Origin of the sequence: Streptomyces sp. NPDC088923, from assembly GCF_044749745.1 — a bacterium.
GTDB lineage: Bacteria > Actinomycetota > Actinomycetes > Streptomycetales > Streptomycetaceae > Streptomyces.
The window spans coordinates 166836-180490 of the sequence record NZ_JBIVIO010000005.1 but is presented as its reverse complement, the minus strand read 5'-3'; the positions used below and the strand labels follow the sequence as shown (position 1 = coordinate 180490).

Sequence of the window (13655 nt, the reverse complement as noted above, 5' to 3'; positions counted from 1 at the left end):
GGGTGGGCGGGTGCGTGGGCACGGGGACGTGCGGTCGCCGGGCGGACAGGTGCGGCTCAGGCCCGCGGGCCCCGCCGGTCCGCGATGACACCCAGGTAGTGGACGAGGGCGAGCAGGACGTTCTTGCTGGAGGAGCGCTCGCGGGCGTCGCACTCCACGATCGGGACCTCGGCGGGCAGGTCGAGCGCGGCGCGCAGCGTCTGAGCCGGGTAACGGGGCGACTTCGGGAAGCGGTTGACGGCGACGACGTACGGCACGCCCTGCTCCTCCAGCCGCCCCATCACCTCGAAGCTCGTCTCCAGACGGCGGGTGTCGACGAGCACCACCCCGCCGAGCGCCCCTTCGAAGAGGCCGTTCCACAGGAACCAGAAGCGTTCCTGGCCGGGGGTGCCGAAGAGGTAGAGGACGAGTTCGTCGTTGATGCGGATACGGCCGAAGTCCATCGCGACCGTCGTCGCGGTCTTCGCGCGGGTGCGGAAGAGGCTGTCGACCCCGATGCTCGCCTTGGACATCGTCTCCTCGGTGGTGAGCGGCCTGATCTCGCTCACCGAGCCGACCATCGTCGTCTTGCCGACGCCGAAGCCGCCGACGACGACGAGCTTCACACCGGCCGTGACGGTGTCCGGGAGCAGGTCCTCGGTCCGCGGGCCGGGGAGGAGGTCAGAGTCGTTGAAGTCCATGCATCACCGCTTCGAGGAGGGAACGGTCGGCTGTGTCGTGCGACGGCCGTACCGGGCGCAGGATTCGTACGAGCCCTTCGGCGTGGAGACCGGCGAGGAGCGCGGCCATCACGCTGAAGGGCAGCCGCAGGTAGGCCGAGAGTTCCGCGGCCGAGAGCGAGGTGCGGCACAGGCGCAGGACCGCGGCGCCTTCGGGCTGGAGGCCGGAGGCGGGGACGGCGACGGTCTGGACCAGCGAGACGAGGTCGATCTCCTCGCCGCCGCCCCGGCCGCCGGTGAGCGCGTAGAAGCGCCCGGGTTGCACCGGCCCGCCGGCCTTCCGGGGGCCTTCCTCCGCCGTGTCGTGCGCCCGCGGACCGCCGTCCGTCGCGTCGTCCCGCTCCCCCGCCGTGCCGTCCGGGTGCGGGCTCCCCCGCGTGGCACCGCCCGGTGCCGGGCTCTCCTGCGTGCTGCGGCGCCTGCGCCGGGAAGGGATGGTCATCGGACGACGGTGCCCGTCCGGCGCGGCGGGCTCGTCAGGTGCGGGCCGAGGCGTCGGGCGAGTTCACGCATGCGGTGGCCGACGACTCCGGCCTCGGTGCGCGCGTCGGCCAGGACCGCGAGGTACGCCCCCGTACCGGCCGCCATGAGATAGAAGTAGCCCTCGTCCACCTCGATGACGACCATCTGCATCTGGCCCTTGGAGCCGGGGAGTTCCTGGCCCACGGCCGCGGCGAGGCTCTGGAGCCCGGCGCAGGCGGCGGCGACGCGGTCGGCGGCGTCCTGTTCCCCGCCGTACCGGGCGATCTGGAGCCCGTCGGCGGAGAGGACCACGATCTGGTGGATGCCGCTCACCGTCTCGTCCAGTTCCTTGAGCAGTTGATCGAACTGCGCCATCAGTACTCGTCCCCCTCTTCGTTGTCGTCGTACTCGCTGTCGGCGGGCTTCTTCTCGGCCTCGCCGTGTCCCTCGGGAAGGCCGCCGCCCTTGGCCGCCGCGAAGAAGGCGGCCATCGCGATACCGGGCTCGGGCTGCTCCCAGTCGTCGTCCTCGTGCGGTGCCTCGCGGCGGTCCGCTCCGTACGGCGCCTCGCGACCCGTGCCGTAGGGCGCTTCGCGCTCGCGCGCCGGGCCGTTCCACGACTCGGCCGCGGCCGCGCGCATGTTGATCTCCGTCTGCTCCGCGATGCTCGCCTGCTCGGCGAGGTACTCCTCCTCGGTGGCGTACTGGGCGAAGCCGACGCCCGGGTGGTACGGCATCGTGCGGCGGCGCTGCGGCAGGCCCTCCGGGGTGCGCTCGGTGTAGACCGGCGCGTCGGGCGGCGTCGTGGGCGGGATCGCCTCGCCGTCCTCGTTCCGCTCGGGCGGTCCCGCGTACTTGCTGTAGGGGATGTGCTCCCGGCGCGGGAGCGGCACGATCGGCTCGTCGTTCTCGTCGAAGCGGGGCACCGCCTCGGCGCCGATGCCGTGGGCGAGCAGGCGCTTGCGCTTGAGGGCGGGGTAGTCGATGTTGATGCCCTCGATGAGGTGCTCGGGCACGAACAGGATGGCGCGCAGGCCGCCGTAGGCGGAGGGGCGGACCTCCAGGTTCATCTCGTAGCTCAGGCACAGGCGCCCGAGGACGAAGTAGCCGATGCCCGTCTCGTAGCGGTACTGGCCGATGTCCCGGTTGGTCTTGGCGTAGCGGTAGATGTTCTTGAAGCGGCGCATGATCTTGTCGATCATGTCGGTGCTGCCGCCCTGGTCCTCCACCGAGATGGAGATGCCCTTCTCCACGCGCATCGCGCTGACGAAGACCTTGGAGCTGGGCGCCGAGTACTTGCAACCGTTGTCCATGAGTTCGGCGACGGCCTGCAGGACCCCCTCGCATTCGTTGCCCTTGAGGTCGATGTCCGGGATGTCCATGATGTGGATACGCGGGAACTCAAGGATGCGGCCCTGTGCGCCGCGCAGCGTGCTGAGCAGGGACACGGGCCCGGGCCAGCGGCGGCTGGGGCGACCGCCGCCGAGGGTGGCGAGGTCGTCCGCCCAGCGGATCATCATCGAGCAGGCGTGGTCGACGCGGAGCAGGTCGTCGAAGTACTCGGGGGCCCGCCCGTGGCGTTCCTCCATCTCGCGCAGTTCCTCGGACATGGAGTGCGCGACGGCCTGGAGCCTGCGGGTGATGTTGATGTAGTGCCACACCGTGGAGTGACGGATGTTCTCCATCTCGTGCAGGGAGCCGATGATGGAGCTGACGAGGTGCAGTTCCGGGTCCGTGAAGTCGTCGCGCCACTTCGGGTACTCGCGGATCAGCTCTTCCATGCGCCGGTCCATGATGCCGGCGCAGGCGAGTTCGTGGATGCGGGGCAGGACGACGTCGGTGAGGTAGTAGAGGCGCTCGTCGTTGGTGTCCACGAGGTTCTGGACCTCGGCGAGGTGGCTGCGGAAGGCGCGGTACTCGGCCGCCCGGGCCCGCTGGGCGCGGGTCACCTCGGCGGTGAGGGCGAGCCCGAGCGCGAGGGCGACCACTCCCCCCACGAGCGCCGTGATCCTGGCGGCCCCGGTCAGCAGGGAGCCCGCCACCGCGGTGGCCGCCAGGAGCGGGAGGCCGGTCAGCAGCATCCTCGGCAGAGGCGCCAGCCGGACGGCGGGAGGCGAAGCGGGGGGTGAAGCGACACTCACCATGTATGCCCTCAAGCGCGATTGACGGAAAGGACGGCGCGATCCGGTCCGGGGCGCGGACATGCGCGAAGGACACGACCGGGGGACCGGGGCGCTGCGTCGGTGAGCCTAATGCGCCTCGACGCGCCGGGTGTCATATTCCGCGAGCAAGCCCACCGCGCACCGCGCACGGCCTAGAATCGAGCCCATTTATACGCCAACGGGGGCGGGGAAAGCGGCTTGTTCCACCTCGACCGCCGGGAATCACCGCAGGTCAGAGGCCCCGCGTTCACTCTTTCGGCTCCACCGACGCACATATGCGCTAATACTTTTTCGCACAAAAGAAGGCGAGCTCCTTTCCCTCACGGGAGAAAGGAGCCCACCTTCTTTCTTTCGGGATCAATTCCGATCAGTAGCGACTGGATTTGATCGCCGGAAATCCTCAGCTCACCGAGGTGTACGCGACCACTCCGCGCAGGACCGCGTCGACCGCCCGCCGGGCGGCCTTCGGCACCGTGCTCCCCTGCCCCGGTGCCGCCGCGGCGATCTGGCCCAGGACGTCGATGATCTGCTTGGTCCAGCGCACGAAGTCCCCGGCCGGCATCTCCGCCTCGCGCAGCACCTCGTCGAGCCCCTTGCCCGAGGCCCACTCGTACGCGGCCCAGGCGAAGCCGAGGTCCGGCTCGCGCTGGCCGACGCCCTCGGTCCGGCTGATCCCGAAGTCCTCCTCGACCGCGTCGAGCCTGCCCCAGATCCGCACCATCTCGTTGAGCGCCGTCGTCACCTTGCCCGAGGGCACCTTGGGCGCGCCCGCGTCGTCCCCCGAGCGCGACTCGTAGACGAGCGCGGAGGCGCAGGCGGCCAGCTCGGCCGGGCCGAGCCCTTCCCAGACCCCGGCGCGCAGGCACTCGGAGGCGAGCAGGTCGAGTTCGCCGTAGAGCCGCGCGAGCCGCCTGCCGTGCTCGGTGACCTGTTCGCCACGCAGGTAGTCGAGTTCGGTCAGGAGCGCGACGATCCGGTCGAAGGTGCGCGCGATGGTGTTCGTCCGGCCCTCGATACGGCGTTCCAGCTGCTTGGTGTCGCGCAGCAGCCGGTGGTAGCGCTCCGCCCAGCGGGCGTGGTCCTCGCGCTCGGCGCAGCCGTGGCAGGGGTGTGCGCGCAGTGCGGCGCGCAGCCGGTTGATCTCGCGGTCGTCGGCGGCCTCGGCGCGGCCCTTGCGGTGCCGCTCGGGGACGAGGTGCCCGGCCTTGGTGCGCAGGGCGGAGGCGAGGTCGCGGCGGGACTGCGGGCTGCGCGCGTTGAAGGACTTCGGCACGCGCATCCGGTCCAGGGCCTCGACGGGCACGGGGAAGTCGATGCCGTTGAGCCGCTTGACCTGCCGCTCGGCGGTGAGCACGAGGGGGCGGGGCCCGTCGAAGGCGTCGACGTCGCGTCCGCGGCGGCCACCCACCGCGCGCCCGGCCGGGACGCCCGGGTCCAGGACGAGGGCGAGCCCGGCGAACTTGCCGGTGGGCACGTGGATGATGTCGCCGGGGCGAAGCTTCTCCAGCGCGGCGGCAGCGGCGGCACGCCGCTGGCTGACTCCCTCGCGGGCGAGTTCGTTCTCGCGGTCCTTGAGCTGCCTGCGCAGCCGCGAGTACTCCTCGAAGTCGCCGAGGTGGCAGGTCATCGACTCCTTGTAGCCCGCGAGGCCCGCCTCGTTGCGCTGGACGTCGCGGGAGATGCCGACGACGGAGCGGTCGGCCTGGAACTGCGCGAAGGAGGTCTCCAGGAGTTCGCGCGAGCGGTGCCGCCCGAACTGCTGGACCAGGTTGACGGCCATGTTGTACGAGGGCCGGAAGCTGGAGCGCAGCGGGTACGTACGGGTGCCCGCCAGGCCGGCGAGGTGCTCGGGGCTCATGGCGCGCTGCCACAGCACCACGGCGTGCCCCTCGACGTCGATGCCGCGTCGCCCGGCGCGCCCGGTGAGCTGGGTGTACTCGCCGGGCGTGATGTCGGCGTGCTGCTCGCCGTTCCACTTGACGAGCTTCTCCAGCACGACGGAGCGGGCCGGCATGTTGATGCCGAGCGCGAGGGTCTCGGTCGCGAAGACGGCCTTGACCAGGCCCCGTACGAACAGCTCCTCGACGACCTCCTTGAAGGTCGGCAGCATCCCGGCGTGGTGCGCGGCGATGCCCCGCTCCAGGCCCTCCAGGAACTCGAAGTAGCCGAGGACGTGCAGGTCCTCGGGCGGGATCGAGGCGGTGCGCTCCTCGACGATCTCGCGCACGGCGAGGCGTTCGGCCTCGTCGTTGAGGCGCAGCCCGGCGAAGAGGCACTGCTGCACGGCGGCCTCGCAGCCCGCGCGGCTGAAGATGAAGGTGATCGCGGGGAGCAGACCCTCGGAGTCGAGCCGGTCGATCACCTCGGGGCGGCCCGGGGTCCACGTCCGGCTGCGCTGGCGCCGCTCGCGCTCCCTGTCGGCCTCGCGCCCGCGCCGCCTGCCGCCGTAACCGGTGCGTCCGGCCTCCATGCGGGCCATGCGGAGCAGGTCGGGGTTGACCGCGCGCTTGCGGCCCCCGCCCTCCTCGAAGAGGTCGTACATCCGGCGCCCGGCCAGGACGTGCTGGAAGAGCGGGACGGGCCGGTGCTCGGAGACGACGACCTCGGTGTCACCGCGGACGGTGTCGAGCCAGTCTCCGAACTCCTCGGCGTTCGAGACGGTCGCGGAGAGCGAGACGAGCGTGACCGACTCAGGCAGGTGGATGATCACCTCTTCCCAGACGGCGCCGCGGATGCGGTCGGAGAGGTAGTGCACCTCGTCCATGACGACGTAGCCGAGCCCGGTGAGCGCCGGGCTGCCCGCGTAGAGCATGTTCCGCAGCACCTCGGTCGTCATGACGACGACAGGGGCGTCCGCGTTGACGCTGTTGTCCCCGGTGAGCAGCCCGACCTTGTCGGCGCCGTAGCGCTTGCTGAGGTCACCGAACTTCTGGTTGGAGAGCGCCTTGATGGGCGTGGTGTAGAAGCACTTCTTGCCCTCGCGCAGGGCGAGGTGGACGGCGAACTCGCCGACGATCGTCTTGCCGGAGCCGGTGGGCGCCGCGACGAGTACGCCCTTGCCGGCCTCCAGGGCCTGGCAGGACTCGATCTGGAAGGGGTCGAGCCCGAACTCGTACATCTCGCGGAAGGAACCGAGCGCGGTGGCGGCTTCGGCGGTGCGGGCGCGGCTGGCCGCGTACCGCTCGGCCGGGGTGAGGTCCTCTGTCATCGTGTGAGCGAGCCTACCGGCCTGGGCGGAGGGAGCACGATCCGTATACGTGCCCCTCCTGCCCGGAGCACCGTCCCCGCGGGGCTCCGCCCCGCACCCCGCTCCTCAAACGCCGGAGGGGCTGAAATTCGGCCGGCGTTTCTCCTTGACCGGCGGGGCGAGCAGCCGTACGGCCGCGGGGTGGGCCGTCGCCGTGAGCGGGAGGGGGCCGAGCGGCTCGCCGTCCGCGTATCCCGTGAGGCCCACCGCGTCGAGTTCGACGCGGCCCGCGCGGTAGCTCGTGACGACGCGGTGCGAGAGGTGGGTGCCCCGGTAGACGCGCGGGAAGACCTTGAGGAGCGTCCCGCGGCCGCACGGCCCGACGACCGTGACGTCGAGGAGCCCGTCGTCGAGGCGGGCGTCCGCGCAGATCCGCATGCCGCCGCCGTACGAGGTCGAGTTCCCCACGGCGATGAGCGTCGCCTCGATCTCGCGCACGGGCCCGTCGTCCAGGCGCAGCCGGTACGCGGTGGGCTTGAAGGCGGCGAGTTCCGCGAGGATCGCGAGGTCGTAGCGGAAGCGGCCGAGCGGGAGCCGCATCCGGTTGCCCCTGTCGTTGACGCGCGAGTCGAAGCCGGTGGCGAGGACGGTGCCGTACCAGCGGCCCGCGACCCGCCCGAGGTCGATGGGGCGGCGGGTGTCCTCGCGCAGCGCCCGCGCGATGACCGCGGCGGCCTCGGCGGGCGCCCGTACCGGCAGTCCCAGGGAGCGCCCGAAGTCGTTGCCGCTGCCGACCGCGATGACACCGAGGGGGGTACGGGTCCCCGCGACGGCTCCCAGCGCGAGCGAGAGCAGCCCGTCCCCGCCGACGGCGACGAGCGCGCCCGTTCCCGCGGAGACGGCCTCCTTCGCGCGACGGGCCGCGTCCTCGGCGTCCGCCCCGACGACCGTGCGCACGCGGAAGCCCGCCTCGCGCAGGACGCACGCGGCGGGCCGGGCGGCGGCGGCGCCTCGGCCGCGGCCTGCGGTGGGGTTGACGAAGAGGGTGATCTCGCTGGTCACGGCGCGACCCTACCGTCCGGTAGGGCTCGCGGGACAGGGGCGGTCAGGTCACGTCGTCGTAGCCGTTGACGCGGTCCCGGCCGGTCTGCTCGGGGAGGGCGCGGGGAGTGGTGACGCGTTCGACCTCGCCGATGTCCTCGGGGCTGAGGTCGAGGGGTGCCGCCTCGTCGTCGTCGAGGCCGGCGTACGGGTCGTTGCGCACGCGGCGCCGGTCGTTGAGGAGCGAGAAGACCGTGGCGCCGAAGTAGAGGACCCAGATGGGGCCCGCGAGGGCCAGCATGCTCACCGGGTCGGTGCTGGGGGTGGCCACGGCGGCGAAGACCGTGATGCCCATGATCATCCAGCGCCACCAGCTCAGCATCCGCTTGCCCGTCAGGACGTGCGTCAGGTTGAGCATGACGAGGAGCAGCGGCAGTTCGAACGAGGCGCCGAAGACGAGCACCATGCGCGTGATCAGGTTCAGCAGGTCGTCGAGAGGGAGCTGGTTCTCGGCGTTCTCGGGGGTGAAACCGAGGAGCACCTCCGCCATCGTCGGCAGGGTGCGGTACGCGATGAAGGCCCCGACGAGGAAGAGCGGGACGCCCACGCCGACGAAACCGACCGCGTACTTCTTCTCGTTGCGGTGCAGGCCGGGCGCGATGAAGCCCCACAGCTGGTAGAGCCAGATCGGCGAGGCGCCGATGACTCCGGCCATGAGCGAGACCTTGATCGCCAGGCTGAAGGGGCTGAGCAGCCCGTTCATCACGATCCTGGCGCACTCGCCCTTCTCGCGCCGCGCGAGGTCGGAGAACGCCTGCTCGCACCCCACCGAGTGCATGATGGGACGCGTGACGAAGTCGACGATGTCCTGGTAGAAGAACGCGGCCACGATCGTCACGACAACGATGCCGAGGACCCCCTTCGCCAGGCGGTTGCGCAGCTCACGGAGGTGATCCATGAGCGGCATGCGCCCCTCGGGGTCCTTCTCGGCTCGTGTGCGGGCAGACTTCAGCAACCCACGTCCTCATCTCGTGCGTACGGCGGCGCCGGCCTGCTCCGGCGCCGTGTGGGCGCTCAGCGCTGGGGGGTGTCCGTGGGCTCGGCGACCGGGCGGGAGCTGGTCACGTCACCGGGGGCGGCCTGGATGGTACGCGGGACCGCCTGGTCGGCGGGCGGGTCGGCCGGGGCGGCTTCGTCCTGCTTGCCCTCGGACTTCATCGCCTTGGCCTCGCTCTTGAGGATGCGCGCGGACTTGCCGAGCGAACGGGCCATGTCCGGAAGCTTCTTCGCGCCGAACAGCAGCACCACGACGACGAGGATGAGGATGATCTCGGGGGCGCCGATCTTTCCGAACAACATAGGCGTACTACCTTCTCACCGAGGCGGCTGGGATGGGGAGCTACGAGCGGGAGCTGGACACTCGTCCGGTTTCCGTACGCTCCGCGATCGTAGCGCTCACAGGTGAACACCGGGCTATCCCTGTGCGCATTCCCGGTTTCGCGACCCGCGCCTCGCTCCGGGCCGCGCCAGCAGCGTACCTGGCGGGTCAGGGATTATGACAGGTCGCTGCGCCGGTCGTTCACCTCCGCTGGGCCGGCAGGCTGCCCGAGGTGCGGGCGAGATCGCTGGCCGCGCGCTCCAGGTCCCCGGTCGCCTCGCTGATCCGCTGCGAGGTGCGGGCCACCTGGACGCCCAGCCGGCGGACCTCGATCCACACCCGCACCCCGAGAACCCCGAGGACAGCGAGCCCGGCGAAGCCGAGGGCGACGGCGATCATGGACCAGGAGAGAGCGGAGGGCGAGGGCATGCGGGCGAGCCTAGTTCCTTGGGTGAGGAGAGCCGGGGTCAGTGGGCGGAGTGCAGCCGCAGCGTGCGGACGCCGCCTTCTGTGAGGAGTTCCACAATCCGCTCCCCCGCCGGTTTGCGGACCGCCTCGCCGCACTCGGGGCACGTGAAGGAGTAGAAGGTGGTCTTGCGGCTGCCGCCGATGGCGAGCCGCAGCGCGGCGGCGGAGAGTTCGAAGCGGGCCCCGCACCCGGGGCAGGCGGCGCGGTAGAGCCGCCCGTGGGTGCCGCCCGTCGCTTCGAGGATTCCTTCGGCGGACGTCACGGGGCGGTCTCCCTCTCGCGGTCTCGGACGGGCCCGCCGTCCCGGACGGCCTCACCTCGGCGGGCGGGCTCGCGGTGTCGGACGGGCGTACGGGGCTTCACAGCTCCTCGCCGTACGCGGCGAGAGCCTGCCGCGCCGCCTCGCGGGCGCTCGTGGCCAGCTCCTCGGGGGCGACGATACGGCCGTCGGCGCCCAGCCGGAGCGCGAGGCGGCGCAGGGACGCCGGGTCGGGGGTGCGCAGCGTGATGCGCAGTCCGCCGTCGGGGAGTTCCTCGGCCTTGTCGTGCGGGTAGTACTCGGCGACCCAGCGCCCGGCGGGCGCGACCTCGACGGTGACCTCGGGGTCGTCGGCGGCGGGCTGCACGAGTCCGGCCGACAGGTCCCGCAGCTCCATCTCGGGGGGCGAGGAGGGCTCGTCGAGGATGCGGATCGCGGCGACGCGGTCGAGACGGAAGGTGCGCCGGTCCTCCGAGAGGCGGCACCACGCCTCCATGTAGGTGTGCCCCACGGCGAAGAGCCGGATGGGGTCCACCTCGCGCTCGGTCAGCTCGTCGCGCGCGGGCGAGTAGTAGCGCAGCCACAGCCGCCGCCGCTCCGCGATCGCACGGTCCACCTCTGCGAAGACGCCGCCCTCGGACTCGAAGGTCACCGAGAGCCTGCTGCTCGCCCCCGCGGTGTCCCCCGCGGCGGCCTCCAGCTTGGCGGTCGCGCGCAGGAGGGCCTGCCGGTCGCTCTCGCGCAGTCCGGGCAGCGTCGTGACGGCGCGGGCGGCGACGAGGAGCGCGGTGGCCTCGTCGGCGGCGAGCCGGAGCGGGGCCGCGACGTCGTCGGCGTTGTGCCACCAGATGCGCTCGCCGTCGGTGTCGATGTCGAGCAGGTCACCGCCGCGGAAGCTGGTGCCGCACAGCGGCAGCACGTCGAGGTCGGAGATGAGTTCGTCCTCGGTGATGCCGAAGGCCCGGGCCACGTCGGCGACATAGGCGCCCGGGCGCTCGCGCAGGTAGGTGACGAGCGAGAGCATCCGCCGGGTCTGGTCGATGGCGTTGGCCGCCATGTGCCTGCTCCTTCGCGTGGTCGGGGGGCGTGGTCGCGTCTGTGTGGATCGAGGGGGACGGGGCTCGGGCGGCCCGCCTGTGCGGGAAGCCCGTTCAGACCCCGGCCACGGCGCGCAGCCGGTCGCGTACGTCCGCGCGCAGCTCGGCCGGTTCCAGGACGACCACGTCGGGGCCGAACTCGACGAGCCAGGCGTCGAGCCCGTGCCCGTACGGGATCTCCAGCTCGTCCCACCCGCCGTCCACGGAGCGCACGTTGATGGCCTTGGCGCGCAGCGGGTAGCCGGAGCCCGCGCGCAGCCGGATGAAGGCGCTGCGGTCGGCGTTCTCGCCGGCCCAGGCGGCGACGGTCTCGCGGACGGTGACGACCGGGGGCACCTCGCTGCTGAAGGCGCCGCGGGTGGCGCGGACCCTGCCGGTGATGCGCGAGAGGCGGAAGACGCGTTCGGCGCCGCGCTCGCGGTCGTACCCGGCGAGGTACCAGTGGCCGCGCCAGCACTCCAGGGCCCAGGGTTCGACGTGCCGGGCCTCGGGGCGGGGCGCGGTGGACTTGCGGTAGTCGAAGACGACGGGGCGGCGGTCGCGGCAGGCGAGCATGAGGGGTTCGAAGGCGGCCTCGTGCACGGGGATGCGCGGTTCGAGCGCGGTGTGGGTGCCGTAGGGATCGACGTCCTCGGGGAGCCCGGCGGCGCGGAGCTTCTGGAGGGCGCCGCTCGCGGCTCCGGCGAGCCTGGCCTGCTGCCAGACCTTCGCCGCGAGCCCGAGGGCCGCGGCCTCCTCGGCGTCGAGCGTGATGGGCGGCAGGCGGTTGCTGTCGCGGCCCGCGCGGTAGCCGATCTCCCCGTCGAGGCCTTCGACCGTCTCGATGACGAGGCCGAGTTCGCGCAGATCGTCCTTGTCGCGCTCGAACATGCGGTTGAACGCCTCGTCCGAGGCGGCTTCGAGGTACGCCTCGATGGACTCGCGCAGCTCACGCTTGCTCAGCGGCCTGCGGGTCCCGAGCAGGCACAGCGCGAGGTTCATGAGCCGCTCGGCCTTGGCGATCGCCATCGACGCCCTCTCTGCTGGGGCCACCCCCGCCCGCGCGGGGATCATTGCCGCTGTTCGTCCGCGTCGACCGTACCGCTCCGCGGGGGCGCGGGAAAAGTTCGGGCGTGGCTGCGCACGCGCGCGGCCCCGGGCCCGTACCGCGGGGGTACGTGCCCGGGGCCGCGCGGGGTCCGCGTCCCGGCTCAGACGGAGACGAGGTCGCAGACGAAGATCAGCGTCTCGTTGGGCTTGATCAGGGGGCTCGGGGACTGGCTGCCGTAGGCGAGGTGCGGCGGGATGATCAGCTGGCGGCGACCGCCGACCTTCATGCCCTGCACACCCTGGTCCCAGCCCGCGATGACGCGGCCGGCGCCGAGCGGGAAGGCGAGCGGGGCGCCGCGGTTCCAGCTGGCGTCGAACTCCTCGCCGGTGGAGAAGGCCACACCCACGTAGTGGACGCGGACGTTGTCCCCGGCCTTGGCAACGGGCCCGTCGCCCTCCCAGATGTCCTTGATCTCCAGCTCCGCCGGGGGCTCGCCACCGGGGAAGTCGACCTCGGGCTTCTCGATGCTCACGTAAAGGCTCCAGTGTTGGCAGGAGGACCGCCCCGCCGCGGGCGGCGGGGCGGTCCGTTGTTCGTGGCCCAGTCTGTCACCGGGTGGCGCGGCGGTGTGCGTACGGGGGCCGTACGCCGCTGCCGCGCGGCCTCACTTCGCGACGCCGACGATGTCGACGGCGAAGACGAGCGTGGACTTGGCCGGCAGGGTGTCGCCCTGGGCCTGGTCGCCGTAGCCGTCGGCCGGCGGGATCACGAGGAGGACGCGGTCGCCGACGTGCTTGCCGACGAGGCCCTTGTCCCAGCCGGGGATGACGGCGCCGGTACCGATCGGCGTGACGAAGGGCTCGCCGCGGTTGGCGGAGGTGTCGAAGAGCGTCGCGGGCTTCTTGCCCTCGTTGATCTTCCAGGCGGCGCCGCTGTACTCCATGATCACGTTGTTGCCGGACTCGATCTTCTCGCCCTTGCCCTGGATGAGCACCTTGCTGGTGAGCTTCGTGGGCGGGTCGTTCTTCGGGATCGTGATGTCGGCCTTGTGGGTCTTGTCGTCGACCTTGATCTGCGGCAGGTCCGAGGGGATCGACGCCTGCGTTCCCTTGACCTCGGTGGTCGGGACGATCTTGTTGATGTCGACGACGAAGACGAGGGTGTCGTCGGCGGCCACCCCGGCCTGCTGGTTGCCCTGGGCGCCGAAGCCGGCCGAGGGCGGGGCGACGACGAGGACGCGCTCGCCCTCCTTGTGCCCGGCCATGGCCTGGGCGAAGGCGGGGATGATCCCCGCCGAGCCGGCCTGGATGACCTGCGGCTGGCCGCCCTTCTCGTACGTCGAGCCGAAGTCCTTGCCGCTCTTCCAGATCTTGCCCGTGAAGTCGAAGGAGACGAAGTCGCCCTTCTGCACGGTCTTGCCGTCGCCCGCGCTCTCGGAGTGGACGACGAACTTCTTGCTCGGGCTGCCCTTGGGGATCGTGATCTTGGGCTGCTTGTCCTTGGCGCCGGAGATCGTGGGCATCGGCGAGGCCGAGGAGACCGGCTTGGGCGCCGAGGACTCGGCGGGAGCGGACGCCGAGGGCGAGCTGGACGAATCGGCCTTGTCCTTGCTGTCGTCGTCACCACCGCAGGCGGTGGCGACGAGTGCCAGGGCGGGCACGATGATGAAGGCTGCGAGTCGGCGATGCACAAGATCCCCAGAGTGTTGCGGATACGGTTCCGTCACTCTAGGCCCTCCCACCACGGCGACAGGGAACGCGGCGGCGCTTTTCAGCGAGGTGCGTGTATCGGCCGCGCGCGCCCCCGGGCCGCTGCCGACCGAGGGGGCGAAAGAGGCCGGTCGCGGGCGGT

General features: G+C 71.8%; 14 protein-coding genes. All 14 read right to left on the bottom strand.

Translation table 11 applies throughout. The annotated features are described in order from the left end of the window. Window positions 1-56 precede the first annotated feature (56 nt). Window positions 57-680: an ATP/GTP-binding protein gene (locus ACIP4O_RS21120; RefSeq protein ID WP_361327653.1), complete on the bottom strand. Its 624-nt coding sequence runs from the start codon at window positions 678-680 to the stop codon at window positions 57-59. Further along, the gene (locus ACIP4O_RS21115) at window positions 661-1161 is read right to left on the bottom strand and encodes a DUF742 domain-containing protein (RefSeq protein WP_401576477.1); all 501 of its coding nucleotides are present in this window, start codon (window positions 1159-1161) and stop codon (window positions 661-663) included. The genes ACIP4O_RS21120 and ACIP4O_RS21115 overlap by 20 nt, the downstream gene beginning before the upstream one ends. Further along, window positions 1158-1556, bottom strand: a complete 399-nt coding sequence (locus tag ACIP4O_RS21110) for a roadblock/LC7 domain-containing protein (RefSeq protein ID WP_361327647.1) — start codon at window positions 1554-1556, stop codon at window positions 1158-1160. The genes ACIP4O_RS21115 and ACIP4O_RS21110 overlap by 4 nt, the downstream gene beginning before the upstream one ends. Next, the gene (locus tag ACIP4O_RS21105; protein WP_401576474.1) at window positions 1556-3262 is read right to left on the bottom strand and encodes an ATP-binding protein; all 1707 of its coding nucleotides are present in this window, start codon (window positions 3260-3262) and stop codon (window positions 1556-1558) included. Before ACIP4O_RS21105 ends, ACIP4O_RS21110 begins: the two co-directional genes overlap by 1 nt. A gap of 481 nt (window positions 3263-3743) precedes the next feature. After that, entirely contained in the window at window positions 3744-6551 is a 2808-nt protein-coding gene (locus tag ACIP4O_RS21100; protein ID WP_401576472.1) for a DEAD/DEAH box helicase, read from the bottom strand. Window positions 6552-6656: 105 nt separating this feature from the next. Continuing rightward, the gene (locus tag ACIP4O_RS21095; RefSeq protein ID WP_401576470.1) at window positions 6657-7592 is read right to left on the bottom strand and encodes a diacylglycerol kinase family protein; all 936 of its coding nucleotides are present in this window, start codon (window positions 7590-7592) and stop codon (window positions 6657-6659) included. Window positions 7593-7635: 43 nt separating this feature from the next. Next, window positions 7636-8586 carry a twin-arginine translocase subunit TatC gene (tatC, locus tag ACIP4O_RS21090; RefSeq protein ID WP_401576468.1) on the bottom strand — a complete coding sequence of 317 codons (951 nt, stop codon included), beginning with the start codon at window positions 8584-8586 and terminating at the stop codon, window positions 7636-7638. Between the two features lie 59 nt (window positions 8587-8645). Then, entirely contained in the window at window positions 8646-8927 is a 282-nt protein-coding gene (gene tatA / locus ACIP4O_RS21085) for a Sec-independent protein translocase subunit TatA (protein WP_361328142.1), read from the bottom strand. A gap of 223 nt (window positions 8928-9150) precedes the next feature. Next, the gene (locus ACIP4O_RS21080) at window positions 9151-9378 is read right to left on the bottom strand and encodes a hypothetical protein (protein ID WP_401576466.1); all 228 of its coding nucleotides are present in this window, start codon (window positions 9376-9378) and stop codon (window positions 9151-9153) included. A gap of 38 nt (window positions 9379-9416) precedes the next feature. Then, a complete protein-coding gene (locus tag ACIP4O_RS21075) occupies window positions 9417-9680 on the bottom strand; it encodes a hypothetical protein (protein ID WP_401576464.1) in 264 nt (87 codons plus the stop codon). A gap of 97 nt (window positions 9681-9777) precedes the next feature. Further along, entirely contained in the window at window positions 9778-10734 is a 957-nt protein-coding gene (locus tag ACIP4O_RS21070) for a helix-turn-helix transcriptional regulator (protein WP_401576462.1), read from the bottom strand. Window positions 10735-10828: 94 nt separating this feature from the next. After that, entirely contained in the window at window positions 10829-11782 is a 954-nt protein-coding gene (locus ACIP4O_RS21065) for a helix-turn-helix transcriptional regulator (RefSeq protein WP_401576461.1), read from the bottom strand. A gap of 182 nt (window positions 11783-11964) precedes the next feature. Continuing rightward, a complete protein-coding gene (locus ACIP4O_RS21060) occupies window positions 11965-12336 on the bottom strand; it encodes an FKBP-type peptidyl-prolyl cis-trans isomerase (protein ID WP_401576459.1) in 372 nt (123 codons plus the stop codon). Between the two features lie 132 nt (window positions 12337-12468). Beyond that, the gene (locus ACIP4O_RS21055; RefSeq protein ID WP_361327621.1) at window positions 12469-13494 is read right to left on the bottom strand and encodes an FKBP-type peptidyl-prolyl cis-trans isomerase; all 1026 of its coding nucleotides are present in this window, start codon (window positions 13492-13494) and stop codon (window positions 12469-12471) included. Between the last annotated feature and the right edge of the window lie 161 nt (window positions 13495-13655).